The organism is Massilia varians, from assembly GCF_027923905.1.
In the GTDB taxonomy this organism is placed as follows: domain Bacteria; phylum Pseudomonadota; class Gammaproteobacteria; order Burkholderiales; family Burkholderiaceae_D; genus Telluria; species Telluria varians_B.
Genome location: NZ_AP026966.1, coordinates 3,947,656 through 3,965,990 on the forward strand (window position 1 = coordinate 3,947,656; position 18,335 = coordinate 3,965,990).

The following is an 18,335-nucleotide window of genomic DNA, read 5'->3' on the forward strand; positions in this document are numbered from 1 at the left end:
ATCAGTGCGAATCAATGCTGCGCCGGCGCCGGCACCGCGTCAAGTCGCAAGGATACAGCTTTAGGGTAATGCCGTCATGCAATATATGCTCAGCAAATCGCGAATTGGCGTGCCTGCAACGTCAAATCCGTCACTTTTACTACCTTGGTCGTGGCCAGCGCCGGCGGCGTGGCGGGGCCGACGTCGATGTCCGGGTGCTGCGTATCGAAGAAGAATTTTGCCAGCGGATGGCGCGCATCGCGGTAACGCTGTTCGAAGCTGGCGATCTCGAAGGCCATCACACGGTGCGGGATATTGCCGACGTGGCGCAGCGGCACGGCGCCCTGTTCCGGGAACACATCGCTGAACAGCAGCTGCTCGTACTGGCGGTCCACCGGTGGACGGCCGGTTGCGACCGAATAGTCGATGGCGTTGTCTTCGCAATACATGAAGCAGGCCTTGATCAGTGCCATCTTGACCACGCGGCCAATCCGGCCCTCGTCGATGCCGAGGCGGGTCGCTTCGACCAGGCGGCGGCCCTGCAGCCAGGACGGCAGCTCGATCGATTCTTCGACGCCGAGCGGGCGGTACAGGTTGGTACGGATGCGGGTGCTGCCGATCGGCGAGCCGTCCAGCCTGGATTCGGCCAGCAGCACGATGGTGTCGTCCTCGTAGTCGGCGGCCTCAGGCTGGGCCAGCGCCCGTGCGAAGTCGGGCACGTGGCGGGCATAGGCGGCGTGGCGGATCTTCACGGCCTTGAGCAGGTCCGCCTCGGTTTCCACCCGGCGAATCGTGAATGGCAGGCGCTCGGTGGGACGGCCGGCTGCGCGCGCGGCACGCGCCACCTCGGCGGGGTGGGAAACGACTGGGTCGAACAGCGACATGACAACACTCCGGATTGAAATTATGAAACGAAACTTGCTTGATTCAAATTATCAATCCGCTCAGTAAATTTCTAATTGCTGAGCTGAAGCACTTTCTGCCTTCTGTTTGTCCTACATGCCTGCCGGATTACTCCGATTTATTTGCAAGATTTCTCCTACACGAAAGCACGAGCGTACTTAATAATCTCGCCACACTTACTGATAGTAGCTTGACATTCGTAAAGACACAGCAAGCGGGGCACCGTGTTTACATCATGCGCGCGGTGCCGGATACCCGGATCGATCCGCCCGGTTCCGGGCCGATCTCGGCCCACAGGCGCGAGCGCATGCCCATGTCCTCGCCCTGCACCACCTCGATGCGTCCGCCGTGCGGCCAGCCGATGTCGCGCAGGTAGCCGGCGAAAGCCGCGGTCCCGGCCCCGGTCGCGGGATCTTCGAGCACGCCGCCGGAGGCGAAAGGGTTGCGCGTATAAAACAGCTGCGGCGTTTCCGCCCAAGCGAACACGACCGTGACCAGGCCGTGTTCGTTCATCAGGCGGCGGCCGGCATCGAAGTCGTAGGCCATGCGGGCCAGCGCGGCGCGGCTGTTCAGCGCCAGCACCAGGTGGTCGGCGCCGCCGTGGGCCAGGGCCGGCGGGATGCGTTCGTCGAGATCGGCCCGGGTGTAGCCGAACAGCGCCAACGCGGCCTCGACCAGCGCATCCCCTGCCTGCCTGCTACTGGTCGGCGGCGACTGCAGGCTGGCCGCCACCCGCTCGCCGTCGACCCGTCCCTCGACCGAGATGGCGGCCGCGTTCAGCGCCAGCGCATAGCGCCCGTCGCCGAAGCGGCGCGTCAGCGCGGCGCCCAGGGCAATGGTGGCGTGGCCGCAGAACGGCACTTCGGACTCGGGCGAAAAGTAGCGCACGCGCCAGGCGGAACTGGCGCCCGGTTCCTGCGGCGCCGCGAAGACGGTTTCGGAAAAGCCGATGGCGTGCGCCAGCGACTGCATCTCGGACGCGGCCGGCAGCGCCGCGCCGATCCAGACGCCGGCAGGGTTGCCGCCTTCGTCGCCGTCGGAGAAGGCGGCAATGCGCAGCGTGTTGGACAACAGCGAGGATGCATGCATGGCGGTCCCTTTCTTGTGTTTGAGAACGCCATGATAATCCGTCACGGGCAGCCCTGCTGCATGGCCGCGGCCATCTCTTCGGGCGAGACGTCGCGGATGTGGGTGGCCATCGACCAGCGGTGCCCGAACGGGTCTTCGACCACGCCGTAGCGGTCGCCCCAGAACATGAGGCGCTCTACTTGCGCGCGACCGCGCCCGCCTCCACCGCGCGCTCGAAGCAGCGGTCGACGTCCGGCACCGCCAGGTGGATGGTGACCGGGGTGCCGCCCAGCGCCGCCGGACCGCTGGCGTCCCAGTCGGGGAATTCATCCATCAGCATGAGCATCGAATCGCCGATGCGCACGCTGGCGTGGGCCAGCTTGCCGCACGGTCCGGGCAGGCGCATGACTTCCTCGGCGCCGAAGGCGCGCGTGTAGAAGGCGATGGCGTCGGCGGCACCGGCGCAGACCAGGTGGGGCGTGATAGTGTGCATGCCGTCTTCGACGGGCTTGACGGTGTTCTCAAGCGTGCTCATGGCGGTCTCCTCGGTTGGGAACAAGCGTACAGACACTAGCGCCGGCAATAGGTTCTGGCCATCCCTGAAAAGCTTGACCCGGCACCCTGGCGGGCCCAGTATTTAGACATTCATCTAATTAGAGAGCGATCGAACATGGCAGGACCGCTGAACGAGGTGTTCAAGGCGATCGCCGATCCGACGCGGCGCGAGATCCTGCGTCTGCTGCGTCATGAAGAGATGAGCGCGGGCGAGGTGGCGGCGCGTTTCGACATGAGCAAGCCGACCATGTCGCATCATTTCGCAGTGCTCAAGGCGGCCGGCCTGATCACCAGCCGGCGTGAGGGGCAGACCATCTGGTATGCGCTCGACACCACGGTGCTCGAGGACGTGCTGGCCTGGTCGATGGACATGGCGCGCGGCGCCAGAGGAGAAAAATGATGAAGAAGCGTTTTATCCTGGTGTGCCTGGCGGCGCTGCTGCTGGTGCTGGGCATGGTTGCGGCGATCTATCCGGAACTGCCGGCACGGGTGCCGATGCACTGGAATGCCGGCGGCGAGATCGACGGCTGGGGCGAACGCCACATGCTGCTGATCCACTCCGCCTTCATGGTGGGTGTGGCTGCGCTCTGGCTGGTGCTGCCCAGAATATCGCCGCAGCACTTCGCGGTGGACGGTTTCGACCGCACCTGGTGGTTCAGCGGCATGCTCATGGTCTGCCTGATCGCCTACCTCCAGTGCGTCCACCTGTGGGCCGCCTACCGGCCCGGCTTTCCGATGGAGCGCGCGGTGCTGGGCGGGCTGGGGCTGCTGTTCGTCCTGCTCGGCAACGTGATGGGCAAGGTGCGCCGCAACTTCTGGCTCGGCATCCGTACGCCGTGGACGCTGGCGAACGAGCGGGTCTGGTACGCGACGCACCGGCTGGCGGCCAAGAGCATGGTGGCGGGCGGCCTGCCGCCCCTGCTGGCGGCCTTCGGTGTGCTGCCGGGGGTGGTGGCGGTCGTGGCAATGCTGGCGTCGGCGCTGGTGCCGGTGGTCTTCTCCCTGATCTACTACAAGCGGCTGGAGCGCGCCGGGACGCTCGAAGCCTAGCCCCTCAGCGTTCCAGCACCTCCTCCAGGCGCCGCGCCAGGAAGTCCACCAGGGCGGCCACGCGCGGCGCCAGCGAACCCTGTTTATAGAAGACCGCCCACACCGGCTGGGTCCACGGCAGCGTCGCCTCTTCCAGCACCGGCACCAATCTGCCGGCGGCGACATCGGCGCGCGTGAGGAAATCCGACAGCGAGGCCAGGCCCGCTCCGGCCAGCGCCAGGTGGCGCACCGTCTCGCCGCTCGATGCCGTCACGCCCGGTGCGACCGTCCAGCCTTCCCCGCCCGCGTGGCGCAGCGGCCAGGTGTTGAGCAGGGCCGGGGCCGTGAAGCCGAGCGTGCGGTGGTCCTTCAGCGCCGCGACGCTATGCGGCAGGCCATGCCGGTCGAGATACGCGGGCGCCGCCAGCACGCGCAGGCGCGAACTGCCCAGGCGACGCGCGTTCAGGGTCGAATCGGGCAGCGCGCCGATGCGAATCGCCAGGTCGGCGCGCTCCTCGATCAGGTCGACATAGGTCTCGCCGCTAACCAACTCCAGCTGCACCAGCGGATAGCGCTCCAGGAATTCCGGCAGCAGCGGCGCCAGCAGATGGTCGAGCGCCGGCGTGGCCGCGTTCACCCGCACCAGGCCCGAGGGCTGCGAACGCCGCGCGGCGGCTTCGAGCTCGGTATTGGCCAGGTCGGCCAGCAGGCTGCGCGCCCGCCCCAGCAGCCAGCTGCCCTCCTCCGTCAGCTGCAGGCGCCGCGTGGTGCGGCGCATCAGCGTCATGCCCAGGTAGTTTTCGAGGCGCGAGATGGTGCGCGACACCCCCGAGGGCGTCTGTCCGAGGCGCTCGGCGGCCTTCGAAAACGACCCGGAATCTATGACTGCGGCGAATGTAATCAAGGCATCCACATCGATCATTTGTGACTCCACGTCAAAAATGAATTGTACGTCAGGGCATTTTTCTGCGCAGCCCGAAGCGGCACACTGCGCGGCCTGGATCAATGGCATACAAGGAGAACCCATGCCGCTCGCCCTCTGGGCGCTCACGCTGAGCGCCTTCGCCATCGGCACGACCGAGTTCGTGATCGTCGGCCTCATTCCCACCATCGCCGCCAGCCTGAACGTGTCGGTGCCGTCCGCCGGTCTCCTGGTGAGCCTGTACGCGCTCGGCGTCGCCGTCGGCGCGCCGGTGCTCACCGCCCTCACGGGCCGGGTCCCGCGCAAGCGGCTGCTGCTCGGCCTCATGCTGCTGTTCACCGTCGGTAACCTGGTGGCCTGGATGGCGCCCGGCTATGGCGCCCTGATGGCCGCGCGCGTGCTGACCGGCCTCGCGCACGGCGTCTTCTTTTCGATCGGTTCCACCATCGCTACCAGCCTGGTGGCCAAGGACAAGGCGGCCAGCGCGATCGCGCTGATGTTCACCGGCCTGACCGTGGCACTGGTCACCGGCGTGCCGCTCGGGACCTTCATCGGCCAGCACTTCGGCTGGCAGGCGAGCTTCCTGGCCGTCTCGCTGCTGGGCATCGTCGCCATGGCCGGCAGCTGGATCCTGGTGCCATCCACGATCGCAGGCAGCAAACCGTCCAGCCTGGCAGCCCAACTGGCGGTGCTGAAGAAGCCGCGCCTGCTGCTGGTGTACGCCATCACCACGCTCGGCTACGGCGGTTCCTTCATCGCCTTTACCTACCTGGCGCCGATCCTGCAGGAAGTCTCGGGCTTCGCCGCCTCGAGCGTCAGCCTGGTGATGCTGGTGTACGGCGTCTCGGTCGCGGCCGGGAACATCTGGGGCGGCAAGCTGGCCGACCGCAAGGGCCCGCTGCCGGCGCTGCAGATCGTGTTCGCGCTGCTGGCACTGGTGCTCCTGGTGCTCGGCTTTACCGCGCCGCACAAGTGGCTGGTGCTCGCCACCGTGCTGGTCTGGGGCGCGGTCGCCTTCGGCAACGTGCCCGGCCTGCAGGTCTACGTGGTGCAGCGCGCCGAACGCGATGCACCGCATGCGGTGGATGTGGCTTCCGGCCTGAACATCGCCGCCTTCAACGTCGGCATCGCCTTCGGCGCCTGGGGCGGCGGCCTGATCGTCGCCAGATTCGGGCTGCTGGCCACGCCCTTGACCGGCGCCTTGATCGTCGCCGGCGCCTTCGTTCTCACCACGCTGGCGCGCTGGCTCGACCGCCGCGACGGCCTGCCTGCCAAGGCGGCCCCGCACGGCGCCGTCGCTACCCACTGATGATGTTGAAAGTGATTACTCGTCCAGCTCCGGATAGTGGCGGAAGATCCCGTTCTGGTTGAACGGGATGCGGCGCGGCGAGGCCAGGTAGGCCACGATGTTCGGCCGCGCCGCCACGCGCTCGCGCAGCGCGCCGAGGGCCGGATACTCGCCCTCCAGGCGTTTCATCGCGTTCGGGAAGGCGTAGCGCAGGTCCTCGATCACCTGGAACAGCGACAGGTCGGCATAGGTCAGCTTGTCGCCCACCAGCCAGTCGCGCGGCTCGGGATTGGTGAGCAGGCGCGAGAAATAGCCGAAGAACTTGGGCAGGCGCGTCTCGATCAGGTCGGCGGCGCGCCGCAGCGCTTCCGGCTTCTGGTCTTCGTAGTAGAGCGAAGTGGCGATCGGGTGGTGGGTGTCATGGATCTCGGTGACCAGGTCGGCAATGGTCAGCTGCAGCTGGTGGGTCCATAGCCGGCCCGGATCGGAACGGGGCGCCAGCGCATGCTGCTCGCCCAGGTAGAGCAGGATGTTGGCGACCTGGCCGATGGTCAGCTCGCCGGCACGCAGGAAAGGCGGCGCGAACGACGGCCGGGCTTCGGTCTCGAGCGCCGACAGCAGGAGGTCCATGCCGCCCTCGCGGCGCGCGACGTCCACGTATTCGGCTCCCGCCTCTTCCAGGGCAAGCCGGACGAACTCGCCACGCCCTTGTATACCCGGCCAGTAAAAAAGTTCATACGCCATCTCGCACCTCCGGTCTGCTTCGGTCTGGCGCAATTATCGATGATGAATTGGAAGCGTGTCGCCGCACAAACATGGTAATCTTGTAGTGCCTGTCAGGCGAAAACAAAAAGTCGCAAAAGAAGCAAAAAATAAGCAAGAATAAGCAAGACGAACCACGAGAGAGAGACAACATGAACGCAACCCGTCCCAGCGGTTTCATTCACATTCCCCAGCGTTCTCCGTATTACCACAGTACCAGTTAGCCTCCCGGTTAATTGCATGGCAGAATGTGATTTCTGCGATGCAAGTCCTTCACGTTCGAAGGGCATCGAAGATAAAGACAGTGGCGCCGTCGTGGCGCCCGCAACTTTACGCCGACTGGAGCGCTCACATGATTTTCGCTCACCTTACCAAGGGTTGGATCGCACGCCGCAGCCAGACCACGCCTGCCTCGTGGATGCTGAGCATCGCGCGCAGCCTGCGCGTGCTGCGCTACTGGCGCGAGCACCAGGCCCTGTGCCGCCTCGACCTGGTGCGCCGCTTCGTCGCGGCCGCTCCCAACGACGACCTGTTCCACCACCTGAGCCATCGCAGCTACCTGTCGCGCGACCTGAGCGCGCGCGAGCGCGTGCAGTGCGTGCTGTCGCACTACCGCTTCGAGGACGCCGCGTTCAGCAATGCCTACCACCAGGCCGTCTACGGCGGCGGCGGACTCACGCTGTGGCAGCACACGTCCCTGGGTGAAAGCGGCGAGCACAACTTCCTGCTGCGTCTCGAGATGGCGCCGCGCCACGACGCCGAGGGCGACCTCACCATCTCGCTGGTCGCCGACGGCAAGTACCTGCACCGCCTGTCCTATACCTGGATCGACGGCCAGCTGGCAGGCAGCGAGCTGCCGACCGTGCCCTTCGTCACCCGCAACCAGGGCCGCTGGACCGATTCCGGCGCCGCCTTCGACGCCTTCGAAGAAGTCTTCCCCAACAACTCGCCGAGCTTCTTCTGCTTCGCCGCGATGCAGGGCGTGGCGCAGGCCCTGGGCATCGACTAGGTGGTGGCCATCAAGTGCACCTCGCACATCGCCTACGATCCCCTCGACGTGAAGCACTTCGAGAATGCCTACGACGGCTTCTGGAAGATCCTTGGCGGGGTCGAGATGCCGGGCCGCAGCTACCTGATCCGCCTGCCCTTCTATCTCAAGCCGCTGGCCGACATGCCCTCCAAGCACCGCAAGCGCGCCGCCCAGCGCCGCGAATTCTGGCGCGCCATCGGCGACTCCACCCGCAGCACCATGCTGCGCCACATGGTGCCGGCGGTGGCAAGCCGGGACCGCACGGTCAACTCGCCGGCCGTGGCCGAGGCATAGCGCCCAGCCACGGATGCACGCGCCGGCGCAAGCCCGGCTTGCCACATTCGCCACACCCGCCCGGGTCCGTGGTACACTGCCGCCTCGCTAGGGGTCCTGGTGTGCGCAACAGCGCGCTGCCGGGTGAGAGATACCCTTCGTACCTGATCTGGATAATGCCAGCGAAGGAAAGCGCAACGCAGTTCCCATCCTTGTTTGCCCTTCCCCCACGTTGGCTCCGGCTTTTTTCATTGAAAGCAGCGCGCCATGTTCGACGTGGCGCGCGAAGACGAGCAAACCATGACATCCACGCTGAAGTATTCCCTGATTGCCTGCGCCATCCTGCAGGCCTTCTCCACCACCGCATCCGCCCAGGACACCGAAGGCATGGCCTCGGTGGTCGTCACCGGCAGCCGCTGGGTCGGCAGCGAGCGCGCCAGCATCGGCGGCTTTTCCGACGCGCCGCTGCTCGACACGCCGGCATCGATCACCGCCATCAACCGCACCCAGATGCTGGACCTGTCGATCCGCAACGTGACCGATGCCGCCCGCTACGACGCCGCGGTCGGCGACGCCTACAACGCGGTCGGCTATGCCGAGCAGTTCTCGATCCGCGGCTTCGCCCTCGACAACGCCACCAGCTACCGCAAGGACGGCATCGCGATCTCCGCCGATACCCAGATTCCGCTGGAGAACAAGGAACGCATCGAGGTGCTGCGCGGCCTGGCCGGGCTGCAGGCCGGCGTCGCGGCGCCGGGCGGCATGGTCAACTTCGTCACCAAGCGCCCCACCAACGCGCCACTGCGCTCGGCGCTGGTGGAAGTGAGCGAGCGCGGCACCCTGCACGGGTCGATCGACCTGGGCGGGCGCTTCGAGGATCGCCGCTTCGGCTATCGGCTCAATGCCGCCGCCGAAGACCTGAAGTCCTACGTGCGCGGCGCCGACGGCGAGCGCCAGTTCGTGTCCGCCGCTTTCGATTGGCAGATCAGCCCTGACGCCCTGCTTCAGCTGGACCTCGACCACCAGCACAAGGCGCAGATCACGGCGCCCGGCTACCAGCTGCTGCGCAACGAAGTCCTGCCGACCGGCGTCTCGGCCAAGACCCTGCTGAACGACCAACCCTGGACCAGGCCGGTGGAGACCGACAGCAGCAATCTGGGCCTGCGCTTCGAATACCGCCTCAGCCAGGACTGGAGCGCGACCGTCAACGCCAACAAGCACTGGTTCAAGCGCGACGACTACACCGCCTTCCCCTACGGCTGCAGCAACGAGGGCGACGGCTTCTATCCGGGCTACTGCTCGAACGGCGACTACGACGTGTATGACTACCAGAGCGTGGGCGAACGCAGGACGCCGTGGGGCCTGCAGGCCAAGCTGCAGGGCCGCTTCGCCACCGGCGCGGTGCGCCACCAGCTGACCGTGGGCGCTGCCCTGTCCGAGCGCCACGACAGCTTCGGCGAGTACGTCTACGACTACGCCGGCTACAGCAACATCTGGAACAACCGGGCGGTCGATCCGGCTCCCGGCAACCCGCGTACCGGCCCGGTGATGGAGCGCCGCAGCGACCGCGAGAGCGCGCTGTTCGTGCAGGACGTGGCGACGCTGTCCGACAAGCTCACGCTGCACACCGGCCTGCGCTGGGTGAAGCTCAAGCGTGACGAGCTGGCCGAGATCGAGCAGGGCTGGGTGCATGCCGACGATTCCTTCGTGCTGCCGAGCGTCGCCCTGGTCTACAAGCCGGCGCGCGACTGGAGCGTCTACGGTTCGCTGAGCCACGGCCTGCAGCATGGCGGCATCGCCGAGATGGGCACCGCCAACGAAGCCAGCGTGCTGCCGCCGAGCCGATCGAAGCAGGTCGAAGTGGGCGTCAAGGGCGTGGTGGGCAACGCGGTGATGCTGTCGGCCGCCGCCTTCGACATTCGCCAGGGCCTGGAGTACGTGAATGCCGCCAACCTGTTCGTGCGCGCCGGCCAGCAACGCCACCGCGGCGTCGAACTGGCGGCCCAGGGCAAGCTGAACGCTGACCTGAACTACAGCCTGTCCCTGATGGCGCTCGACGCCGAGCAGACCGGCACCGGGGACGTCGATGTCGAAGGCAAGCGCGTGACCAACGTGCCGGAGTTCCGTTCGACCGCCTGGGTGGAATACGCCGTGCCGGCGCTGCGCGGCCTGAAGCTGGACGCCACCTGGCAGTACTCGGGCAGCAAGGCCTTCGACCCGGCCAACCGCGCCATCGTGCCGGGCTACCACGTGGCCGCGCTGGGCGCCTCGTATGCGCTGCGCGTGGGCGGCATGCACACCGTTCTGCGCGCCCGCGTGGACAATGTGTTCGACAAGTTCTACTGGCGCGACGTGACGCAGTCGCTGGGCGGCTACCTGCTGCCGGGCGCGCCGCGCACGTTCAGGGTATCGGCGCAGTTCGAATTCTGATCGGGCTTTTGGTAGGGTGGACGGCTTTGCCGTCCGCGCGTTCAACCGGCGGGAAAACAGTCGCACGGGCAGCATCACCGTCGTTTGAACGCGCGCACGGCATAGCCGTGCACCCTACATTAATCCGCTAGTTCGGCCAGCTTGTTCAAGCAGCGCCGCTGGAACCCATCCAGCCCGGCGCTCACGAAACTGTCCTCCGGTGCGATCACCGCCGACAGCTGGCGGCTGGCCTCGAACAGTTCGATCCCGAAGGTCCCCGAACCGGGCACCTTGCCCTGGCAGATCCGGTCGGCCACCTGGAACGCGACCTGCAGGCCCACGTTCTGCATCAGGCCCGCCAGGTAGGATTCGAACACGCCGGCGCACAGCCCCGGGGCCATCACGCTGGCGGCAAGGCGCAGCGCTCGGAGTGGCGCCAGACGTTGGGCGCCACCTTGCGCGCGACGCCCTGCACTTTCACGCGGATGAGCGGGCGCATCGCGATGCGCGCCAGCAGCATGCGCAGGCCGTTCAGGCCGAGCATGGTCACCGCGCCGTCGAGGGTCTCGATCGGCTTGGCCGGCCGGTAATAGGCGCTGTTCGCCTCGCGGATCACTTCGGCCACCAGCACCACGTCGCGCCCCACCTCGGCCGACAGCGCCCCAGTGGAGATGTTCTCGTCCGACAGCGCGCCCAGCAACTGGGTCACGAGTTCCGGCACGCGCGGCACCAGGCCGGACGCGCTTTCGGGGTCGTCCGTCAGGGCGCGGACCTCGACCAGGATCTGCTGCTCGATCTCGGGACTGGCGTTGGTGCCGCTCGAGGCGGCCAGCCAGCGGTAGTAGGCGGCGTCCAAGTCGGACGCCATGTTCTCTTCGTTCGCCACCGCGGCCGCTTCAAGCGCGGCCGAGGCGGCGGTCTCCTTCTCGGCGCCGCCCAGCAGGCGGCCTATCCAGTTTTTCACAGCGCACCGCCGTCATGTCAAAGCTGAGAAGAGTATTTTAATACCATGCGGCAACAAAAAAGCAATGTCAGCGCTCGACTGTTGAATCCAGCTCAATCGGCACGGACAAACGCTCAGCGCGCCGGCCCCAGCAAGGCCTCCACCCGGCGCACCCGCTGTTCCAGGCTGCCTTCGAGCAGCACGTAGGGAATGGCGCGTGCCGCCAGGGTCTCGACCAGCATCCGGTGCACGCTCTGGCGCACTTCTTCCGACTCGCGCTGCAGGCCGTCCGGCTCCCAGGGGCTGTCGGGCGCCGTCACCAGGGTCCAGGCGTAGTCGTGGCGGCTTTCCAGGCGCGCCAGCTGCGGGTCGACCCGGTTCCAGTACTGGCGGCTGTACAGCGCCGTCATCAAGGGCGTCGTGTCGCAGAACAGGAAGCGAACCGCGCGCGCGGCCGCCTCGTCCTCGCGCGCAAGCTGGGTGCAGGCGATCGGGTACTGGTCGCCCTCGAAAGGCACGCGGCCGCGGGTGTCGACGAATTCGCGCAGGTATTCCGGCACCCACACGCTGCCGTAGTGCCGCGCCAGCGCCTCGCACAGGGTCGACTTGCCGGACGATTCGGCGCCGAGCACGGCGATCCGCTGGACTGGAGAACTCACGCGTCCCTCCGCGCGAGCTTCGACCAGGCGCGCCAGCCGGTCCAGGCCAGCACCACGAACACCGCATACAGGATGGCGGTCAGGTGCAGGTCCTTGTAGATGTACAGGCCGACGTAGAGCAGGTCCACGACGATCCACACCAGCCAGTTCTCGACCTTCTTGCGGCCCAGCAGGAGCTGACCCACCAGGCTGCCGGCGGTCAGGAAACCGTCCGCATGCGGCACGTCGGTGTCGGTGAGATGGTCGAGGAACTGGGACAGCAGCACGAAGCCAATGGCCCAGGCGGCGATGGACCAGCCACGCCCCGCGCGCGTCAGGCGCGAAACGACCAAGGGCTGGTCGCCGGCACCGTGCAGCCACTGGTACCAGCCCCATACGGAGGCGCCGATGAACACGAACTGCAGGCCCATGTCGCCATACAGCTTGGCCTCGAAGAAGACCACGGCGAAGGTCGCTGACGACGCGATCGAAAACAGCCAGGCCCAGTGCTTCTGGCGGATGTTCAGCAGCACGGTGGTCACCGCCAGCAGGAAGGAGATGAGTTCCAGCGGCGTGGTGCTGAAACCGAGGAAGGCGAGCGGTTCGTTCATTCGGATGCGGTTGGGAAGGCGGCGGCGCCGCCAGATCAGCAGGCGATTATGGCCACTCGCCGCCCAATGCGCAAGCCGGACCGTCCGGATCCGCACCCAGCCGTCGATGCTGCCTGTGGCGTGGTGAAGCGCTCTGTCGTCACGATGTCGTGACAATGCGAGATTTTCCAGTACACGACCCTCGCTATACTGGTCGCGCGCCATCCGCGGCGCCTTTCCGGAGAACTCATGCGACCAAGCGCCATCCTCCTTTGCGCGTCCCTGCTGGCGCTGCACCGTCCTTGCGTCGCCGCCCAGGGCGCGGAAGCTGCGGCCGGCGCCGCAGTACCGATCTCCGCTTTCGTCGACGAAGACAAATACAGGATCCCGCGCCTGTCGCCCGATGGCAAGCAGCTCGCAATCACGGTGCGCATTCCCTCGGGCGAGCGCACCGCGCCGGTCATCATGGTCTACTCGCTGCCCGACATGAAAGTCACCGGCGGCATCCGCCTGCCGGTGCACGAAGTCCCGCTGGATTACGACTGGGTCGGCAATGCGCGCCTGGTGATCGCACGCGGCTTCGAGCAGGGTTCGCGCACCACACTGCTGAATCACGGCGAACTGCTGGCCAGCGACATCGACGGCAAGAACCAGGTCTACCTGCACGGCTACCGCATGCCCACGACCATACTGCGAGGCGCGCGCCATCCCGACGATTACGCCACCGGCATCGTGGAAAGCGTGCCCCCGGAATACAACGACCGTGTGTTCGTCTCGTCCCAGCTATGGGAAGGCGACCGCACCCAGCTTTACGACATCAACACCCGGAACAATGCGCGCAAGCTGATCGCCGACCTGCCGATGAAGGAACTGAATTTCCTGATCCAGAACGACGGCATGCCGCGCTTCGCCTTCGGCTACGACGCCGAGCTTCACGCCGTCGTGTTCCGCAACAACCAGGCCAAGGGGGCCTGGGACAAGATCACCGGCATGGGCAGCCGGTACACGCCGCTGGCGTTTTCCCGCGACGACACCCGCTTCGCAGCGCTGTATTCGAAATCGGGCGAACCGGAGTCCCTGGTGGTGGAAGACGTGCGCAGCGGCGAGCGCAAGACACTGTACGCGGACCCGGTCGCTACGCCGCTGCGCCTGTACGGTGGACGTGGGGGCCTGCCCTTCGGCACCGTATCGAGCGTCGGCATTGCGCGCGCCAGTTATTTCGACGATGCAGACGAGGACACGCGCCTGCACAAGCTGCTGAGCCAGCAGTTCCCCGGCAACCTGGTCAACTTCGAGAGCGCCAGCAGGGATGGGCAGATCATGCTGTTCAGCGTGCGCAGCGACCGTGACCCCGGCTCCTATTACCTGTTCGACCGCAACACCGGCAAGGCCGACCTGCTGTTCGCATCCATGGAAGCGATCGAGCCGGACCAGATGGCCGAGCGCCGCCCCGTCAGCTACCGCGCGCGCGACGGCCTGGAAATCCATGGCTACCTCACCATACCGCGCCGCGCCGCAGGCGCGAAGCTGCCGCTGGTCCTGATCCCGCACGGCGGCCCGCACATCGTGTACGACAGCTGGTTCTTCGACACCGACGCCCAGTTCCTCGCCAGCCGCGGCTACGCCGTCCTGCAGCTCAACTTCCGCGGCTCGGGCGGACGCGGCCCGTCCTTCCAGCACGCCGGCTACCGCCAGTGGAGCGGCAAGATCCAGGACGACCTGGTCGACGGCGTCAAATGGGCGATCGCCCAGGGCGACATCGATCCCCAGCGCATGTGCGTCTATGGCGCCAGCTTTGGCGCCTACTCGGCCATGATGCTGGCGGCGCGCGAGCCCGGCCTGTTCCGCTGCGCGGTGGGTTACGCGGGCGCCTACGACCTGAGCCTGCTGGCCAAGACCGATGACGCCGTACTCGACAAGCGCCTGCGCGCCGCCATCGCCCGCTTCGTCGGCACCGACCAGGCGGAACTGGAACGCAATTCGCCCGTGTCGCGCGCGGCAGACATCAAGGTTCCGGTGCTGCTGGTGCACGGCGGCCAGGACAAGCGCACGCCCGCCGCGCACGCCGAGCGGATGCGCCAAGCCCTCAGTGCCGCCGGCCGGCCTCCGGAATGGTTCTATGTCTCCGACGAGGGCCACGGCTTCTACGACACCAAAAACCAGACCGAGTTCTACCGCCGGCTCGAAACCTTCCTCGCCAAGCACCTCGGCAAGTAAGCCGGGACCGCTGCCTTCTGGACGCCCATAAGCAAACCGCCGCGGGATTGCTCCACGCGGCGGTTGCCCAACCTTCCTCGCTTATTTCTTCGCTTACTTCTTCGGATACTTGATCGTCATTTCCTTCAGCAGGTTGTCGGCGTGGTCGACTTCCTTCATCACCCACAGCATGTAGCGGATGTCGACGTGGATCGCGCGCGTGATCGCGGTGTCGAAGTACCAGTCCTTGGTGATCGATTCATAGGTCGAATCGAAGTTCAGGCCCACCAGTTCGCCGCGCTTGTTCATCACGGCCGAACCCGAGTTGCCGCCGGTGGTATCGGCGCTCGACAGGAAGTTCACCGGCACGGTGCCCAGCACCGGGTCCTTGAACACGCCGTAGCGCTTGGCCTTGATGGCCTCGAGCAGCGCGTTCGGTGCGATGAACGGATCCTTGTTGGTGGCCTTCTCGACGATGCCTTCCACGGTCGTGAACGGGCCTTTCACCAGGCCGTCGCGCGGGGAGTACGGCGCCACGGTGCCGTAGGTCACGCGCAAGGTCGAGTTGGCGTCCGGGTAGACCGGCTTGCCCTGCGACTTCTTCCAGGCGATGACGGCCGCCATGTACTGCGGGATCACGCGTTCGAGGTTGCCGTCGATCTCGTTGCGGCGGTTCTCCAGCACCATGCCGGTCTCGTGCAGGCGCACGGCGAGCTGGATGAACGGGTCGTTGGACTTGCGGAAGGCATCGGCATCCTTGCCAATCCAGGCCAGGCGCTTGGCGGTATCGGCCAGCTCGGTCGCCTTGTACATGGCGTTGAGGGCGTTCGGCGCCGGCAGCAGCCCGTCCAGGCCCTGCGGGTGCATCTTCGCATCGATGCGGGCATAGCGCGCCAGCGCGGCGCCCCAGCGGGCTTCGTCGACCTGGGGCACGAAGGACTGCTCGAGGCGGGTCAGGCGCGCCTTGATGAAGGACAGGTCGCGCTCCTGGTAGCCCGATTCGCGCTGCGCGTCCGGCTTCTGGCGCTCCAGCGCCAGGCGATACAGGGTGCGCGCGCTCTTGAGCAGGTCGCTGTGGGTCGCCTCAAGCCAGGCGGCTTCCTGGCGCGAGGCCGCCATGTCCTGGGCGATCACACCATCGAGCTCGCCCAGCAGGCCCTTGGCGCCCTTGCCGTTCTGCTTGTGCCAGGCGCGGAATTCGGCGTCCTGCACGTCCTTGATCGCGGCGATGTCCTTGCGCGCGAAGCCGTCCAGCAGGCCCTGGGTCTTCTTGAGCACGTTGTTCAGGCTCTTGGCCACGCTCGCATAGCGCACGTCCCAGGCCGGGTTGCCCATGGTGGCGGCCGAGATCACCGACAGGTCGGCGGTAATGCTGCCCACCTTGGCGGGGAAGTCGACGTCGCGCGCGAAGCGGATCTCGCTCGGCAGCTTGTAGCGGCTGGTGCGGCCCGGGTAGCCCGCCAGCAGGATCGGGTCGCCGTTCTTCAGCCCTTCGCTTGATACCACCAGGAAGTCCTTGGACTTGTAGGGCACGTTGTCGGGAGAAGGATCGGCCGGGCGGCCGTCCTTGCCGACGTAGGCGCGCAGGAAGGCGAAGTCGCCGGTCTGGCGCGGCCATTCGTAATTGTCGATGTCGCCGCCGAAGTTGCCGATGCGGTCGGACGGCGCATACACCAGGCGCACGTCGCGGATCATCAGCTGCTTGATGCGGTAGTACTCGAGGCCGCGGTGGAAGGCCGGCACCGAGCAGCGCGCCGATTTGTCGGTCTCGCATTCGGCCACCAGCGCCTTGATGCGCGACTCCACCAGTTCATGGCGCTCGCGGCCCGACAGGCTCGGGCTCAGGCCCTTGAGCACGCGGTCGGTGACGTTCTCGACCTTCTCGGTCACGTACACCAGGGTGTTGGGACCGCCCGGCAGTTCCTCGGCGCGCGACTTGGCCAGGAAGCCATTGACGATGTAGTTCTTCTCCGGAGTCGAATTGCGCTGGACCGCGCCGTAGGCACAGTGGTGGTTGGTGACCACCAGGCCATCCGGCGACACGAACGAGGCCGAGCAGCCGCCCAGCGAGACGATGGCGCTCATCGGATGCCGGCTCAGGTCGGCCAGTTTCTCGGCCGGGATGGTGATGCCGATGCGCTTGAGTTCGGATTTGAGTTGCGGCAGCTGGTGCGGCTGCCATTGGCCTTCATCGGCGAGCGCGAAATTTGCGGCGCCCATCAAGGCGACAGGCAGAACGAACGATTTGAACAAGGTGGACCCCAGATGAATAAAAAAGCACCCGGCAGTATAGCCGTGTTGGATATGCATGCGGTCGTTTTTTGGCGTAATGACGGGCAGTTCAGCCCTGCTCCTGGCCCGCGCGCCAGCCGCCGCCCAGGGCCTGGATCAGCGCCACCGCCGCTGCCTGGCGGTCGGCCTGCACCTGCACCAGCTGGCGGCGCGCATTCAGCGCGGTGGCCTGGGCCTGCACCACTTCCGAATAGCTCACCTGCCCCGCGCGGTAGCGGTTCAGGATCTGCTGCTCGACCTTGTCGGCGGCTTCGGAAGCCACCCGGGTCAGCTCCTGCTGCTGCTCCAGGACGCGGGTCGCGGTGAGCTGGTTCTCGACATCGGCGAAGGCCGTGAGCACGGTCTGGCGATAACGTGCGACCGTCGCCTGGTGGCGCGCCTCGGCCCCCGCCACGCTCGCGCGCGTGGCGCCGGCGTTGAAGATCGCCTGCGCCGCCGACAGCCCGAAGGACCAGGCGGCATGCGATGCCGAGAACAGGTCCGACACGCGGCTGCCGCCCGTGCCCAGCGAGGCCGACAGGCCGATGTTCGGGAAGTAGGCCGAGCGCGCGATGCCGATCTCCGCATTCGCGGCGGCCACGTCGCGCTCGGCGGCGGCGATGTCGGGGCGGCGCTGCAGCAGCAGCGACGGCACGCCCACCGGCACCGCCGGCACCGTCACCCGCCATTCCGGCAGCGGAGCGAGGGTGAACTCGCTCGGGGCCTTCCCGACCAGCACCGCGATCGCGTGCTCGAACTGGGCGCGCTGGCGGCTGAGGCTCAACGCGTCGCTCTGCGCATTGGCCAGCTGGGTCTGGGCCTGCAGCACGTCGGTGCGGGCGACAATGCCGACGTTGTAGCGGTTGGTCGTGATCTGCAGCTCGCGCTCGTAGCCGGCGATGGTGCGCGCCAGCAGGCCGCGCTGGGCATCGAGGGCGCGCACCGCGAAGTAGTTCGCGGCCAGCTCGCCCTGGGCCGACAGGCGCGCGCTCGCCAGGTCCGCGGCAGTGGCCTCGGCATTGGCCTGGGCGCTGGTGACGCCGGCGCGCAGGCGGCCCCACACGTCCGGCTCCCAGCTGCCGCCGAGGTTCAGCCGGTAGGCATTGTCGGCGCCCTGCCCGCGCACGCCGGCGCGGTCTCCGGACAGATTCAGGTTCACGGTCGGAAACAGCGACGCGCGCTGCTGCGCCACCAGGGCGCGCGCCTGCGCATAGTTGGCGACCGCTACCGCCACGTTCTGGTTCGAGACCTCGATGCTGTCGGCCAGCGCGTTCAGCACCGGATCGCCGAACAGCTGCCACCAGGGACCGCGTTCGAGCGCATCGCTGGGCGCCGCCGGCACCCAGCCTTCGGCTTCCTTGTAGGCCGCCGGCTCGGGCGCGGTGGGGCGCTGGTAGGCGGGAGCGACGGCACAGCCGCCGGCGATGCCGGCGGCCAGGGCGACGAGGGAAAGGCGATACATGGCGTGGGTTCTCATCA

Annotated in this window: 17 protein-coding genes, 1 pseudogene and 1 riboswitch; of the genes and pseudogenes, 7 read left to right on the forward strand and 11 right to left on the reverse strand. The window is 67.0% G+C overall.

Going from position 1 to position 18,335, the window contains the following annotated elements:
- Window positions 1-89 precede the first annotated feature (89 nt).
- From MasN3_RS17765 to MasN3_RS17775, 3 genes and pseudogenes are all read right to left on the reverse strand, one after another.
- Window positions 90-863, reverse strand: a complete 774-nt coding sequence (locus MasN3_RS17765) for an N-acyl amino acid synthase FeeM domain-containing protein (protein WP_281908969.1) — start codon at window positions 861-863, stop codon at window positions 90-92.
- 247 nt (window positions 864-1,110) lie between these two features.
- Window positions 1,111-1,971: a PhzF family phenazine biosynthesis protein gene (locus tag MasN3_RS17770; RefSeq protein ID WP_281908971.1), complete on the reverse strand. Its 861-nt coding sequence runs from the start codon at window positions 1,969-1,971 to the stop codon at window positions 1,111-1,113.
- Between the two features lie 41 nt (window positions 1,972-2,012).
- Window positions 2,013-2,485: pseudogene (locus MasN3_RS17775) on the reverse strand (VOC family protein).
- A gap of 135 nt (window positions 2,486-2,620) precedes the next feature.
- Between MasN3_RS17775 and MasN3_RS17780 the strand changes: the two are divergent.
- Together MasN3_RS17780 and MasN3_RS17785 are read left to right on the forward strand one after the other, a co-directional pair.
- Window positions 2,621-2,905, forward strand: coding sequence for an autorepressor SdpR family transcription factor (locus MasN3_RS17780; RefSeq protein WP_229412980.1), 285 nt, complete (start codon window positions 2,621-2,623; stop codon window positions 2,903-2,905).
- Entirely contained in the window at window positions 2,905-3,555 is a 651-nt protein-coding gene (locus tag MasN3_RS17785; protein WP_281908974.1) for an SdpI family protein, read from the forward strand. Before MasN3_RS17780 ends, MasN3_RS17785 begins: the two co-directional genes overlap by 1 nt.
- Window positions 3,556-3,559: 4 nt before the next feature.
- On the opposite strand, the gene MasN3_RS17790 is transcribed toward MasN3_RS17785, so the two are convergent.
- Complete coding sequence (locus tag MasN3_RS17790) at window positions 3,560-4,456, reverse strand: LysR family transcriptional regulator (protein WP_281908975.1); 897 nt, start codon at window positions 4,454-4,456, stop codon at window positions 3,560-3,562.
- A gap of 103 nt (window positions 4,457-4,559) precedes the next feature.
- Between MasN3_RS17790 and MasN3_RS17795 the strand changes: the two genes are divergently transcribed.
- Entirely contained in the window at window positions 4,560-5,765 is a 1,206-nt protein-coding gene (locus tag MasN3_RS17795) for an MFS transporter (protein WP_281908976.1), read from the forward strand.
- Window positions 5,766-5,780: 15 nt separating this feature from the next.
- Here the strand turns inward: MasN3_RS17795 and MasN3_RS17800 are convergent, their stop codons facing one another.
- A complete protein-coding gene (locus MasN3_RS17800) occupies window positions 5,781-6,488 on the reverse strand; it encodes a glutathione S-transferase (protein ID WP_281908978.1) in 708 nt (235 codons plus the stop codon).
- Between the two features lie 370 nt (window positions 6,489-6,858).
- Here MasN3_RS17800 and MasN3_RS17805 point away from each other — a divergent pair, with 370 nt between their 5' ends.
- The 3 genes from MasN3_RS17805 (at window position 6,859) to MasN3_RS17815 (ending at window position 10,239) form a co-directional block, all read left to right on the forward strand.
- Complete coding sequence (locus MasN3_RS17805; RefSeq protein WP_281908980.1) at window positions 6,859-7,515, forward strand: DUF535 family protein; 657 nt, start codon at window positions 6,859-6,861, stop codon at window positions 7,513-7,515.
- Between the two features lie 3 nt (window positions 7,516-7,518).
- Entirely contained in the window at window positions 7,519-7,830 is a 312-nt protein-coding gene (locus tag MasN3_RS17810; protein ID WP_281908982.1) for a DUF535 family protein, read from the forward strand.
- A 79-nt stretch (window positions 7,831-7,909) separates the two neighbouring features.
- A riboswitch (TPP riboswitch) is annotated at window positions 7,910-8,017 on the forward strand.
- 59 nt (window positions 8,018-8,076) lie between these two features.
- Complete coding sequence (locus MasN3_RS17815) at window positions 8,077-10,239, forward strand: TonB-dependent siderophore receptor (protein WP_281908983.1); 2,163 nt, start codon at window positions 8,077-8,079, stop codon at window positions 10,237-10,239.
- A 119-nt stretch (window positions 10,240-10,358) separates the two neighbouring features.
- Here MasN3_RS17815 and MasN3_RS17820 read toward each other — a convergent pair whose 3' ends face one another.
- The 4 genes from MasN3_RS17820 to pnuC all read right to left on the reverse strand — a co-directional run bounded on the left by MasN3_RS17820 (window position 10,359) and on the right by pnuC (window position 12,410).
- On the reverse strand, window positions 10,359-10,622 hold the full coding sequence (locus MasN3_RS17820) for a hypothetical protein (RefSeq protein WP_281908984.1): 264 nt from the start codon (window positions 10,620-10,622) through the stop codon (window positions 10,359-10,361).
- Window positions 10,619-11,182, reverse strand: coding sequence for an HDOD domain-containing protein (locus MasN3_RS17825; protein ID WP_281908985.1), 564 nt, complete (start codon window positions 11,180-11,182; stop codon window positions 10,619-10,621). Before MasN3_RS17825 ends, MasN3_RS17820 begins: the two co-directional genes overlap by 4 nt.
- 113 nt (window positions 11,183-11,295) lie before the next feature.
- Entirely contained in the window at window positions 11,296-11,820 is a 525-nt protein-coding gene (locus tag MasN3_RS17830; RefSeq protein WP_281908987.1) for an ATP-binding protein, read from the reverse strand.
- On the reverse strand, window positions 11,817-12,410 hold the full coding sequence (pnuC, locus tag MasN3_RS17835; RefSeq protein ID WP_281908989.1) for a nicotinamide riboside transporter PnuC: 594 nt from the start codon (window positions 12,408-12,410) through the stop codon (window positions 11,817-11,819). Before pnuC ends, MasN3_RS17830 begins: the two co-directional genes overlap by 4 nt.
- A gap of 228 nt (window positions 12,411-12,638) precedes the next feature.
- On the opposite strand from pnuC, the gene MasN3_RS17840 reads away from it, so the two are divergent.
- Entirely contained in the window at window positions 12,639-14,606 is a 1,968-nt protein-coding gene (locus tag MasN3_RS17840; protein ID WP_281908990.1) for an alpha/beta hydrolase family protein, read from the forward strand.
- Window positions 14,607-14,699: 93 nt separating this feature from the next.
- Here the strand turns inward: MasN3_RS17840 and MasN3_RS17845 are convergent, their stop codons facing one another.
- Window positions 14,700-16,838, reverse strand: a complete 2,139-nt coding sequence (locus MasN3_RS17845; RefSeq protein ID WP_370662304.1) for a S46 family peptidase — start codon at window positions 16,836-16,838, stop codon at window positions 14,700-14,702.
- Between the two features lie 88 nt (window positions 16,839-16,926).
- Window positions 16,927-18,333, reverse strand: coding sequence for an efflux transporter outer membrane subunit (locus MasN3_RS17850; protein ID WP_281914538.1), 1,407 nt, complete (start codon window positions 18,331-18,333; stop codon window positions 16,927-16,929).
- Between the last annotated feature and the right edge of the window lie 2 nt (window positions 18,334-18,335).

Excerpts from the sequence above, each read along its gene's own strand:
- MasN3_RS17800 (WP_281908978.1), bottom strand. The coding sequence starts at position 6,488 with ATGGCGTATGAACTTTTTTACTGGCCGGGTATACAAGGGCGTGGCGAG.
- MasN3_RS17780 (WP_229412980.1), top strand. The coding sequence starts at position 2,621 with ATGGCAGGACCGCTGAACGAGGTGTTCAAGGCGATCGCCGATCCGACG.
- pnuC (WP_281908989.1), bottom strand. The coding sequence starts at position 12,410 with ATGAACGAACCGCTCGCCTTCCTCGGTTTCAGCACCACGCCGCTGGAA.
- MasN3_RS17795 (WP_281908976.1), top strand. The coding sequence starts at position 4,560 with ATGCCGCTCGCCCTCTGGGCGCTCACGCTGAGCGCCTTCGCCATCGGC.
- MasN3_RS17850 (WP_281914538.1), bottom strand. The coding sequence starts at position 18,333 with ATGAGAACCCACGCCATGTATCGCCTTTCCCTCGTCGCCCTGGCCGCC.
- MasN3_RS17790 (WP_281908975.1), bottom strand. The coding sequence starts at position 4,456 with ATGATCGATGTGGATGCCTTGATTACATTCGCCGCAGTCATAGATTCC.
- MasN3_RS17785 (WP_281908974.1), top strand. The coding sequence starts at position 2,905 with ATGAAGAAGCGTTTTATCCTGGTGTGCCTGGCGGCGCTGCTGCTGGTG.
- MasN3_RS17765 (WP_281908969.1), bottom strand. The coding sequence starts at position 863 with ATGTCGCTGTTCGACCCAGTCGTTTCCCACCCCGCCGAGGTGGCGCGT.
- MasN3_RS17815 (WP_281908983.1), top strand. The coding sequence starts at position 8,077 with ATGTTCGACGTGGCGCGCGAAGACGAGCAAACCATGACATCCACGCTG.
- MasN3_RS17770 (WP_281908971.1), bottom strand. The coding sequence starts at position 1,971 with ATGCATGCATCCTCGCTGTTGTCCAACACGCTGCGCATTGCCGCCTTC.
- MasN3_RS17840 (WP_281908990.1), top strand. The coding sequence starts at position 12,639 with ATGCGACCAAGCGCCATCCTCCTTTGCGCGTCCCTGCTGGCGCTGCAC.
- MasN3_RS17805 (WP_281908980.1), top strand. The coding sequence starts at position 6,859 with ATGATTTTCGCTCACCTTACCAAGGGTTGGATCGCACGCCGCAGCCAG.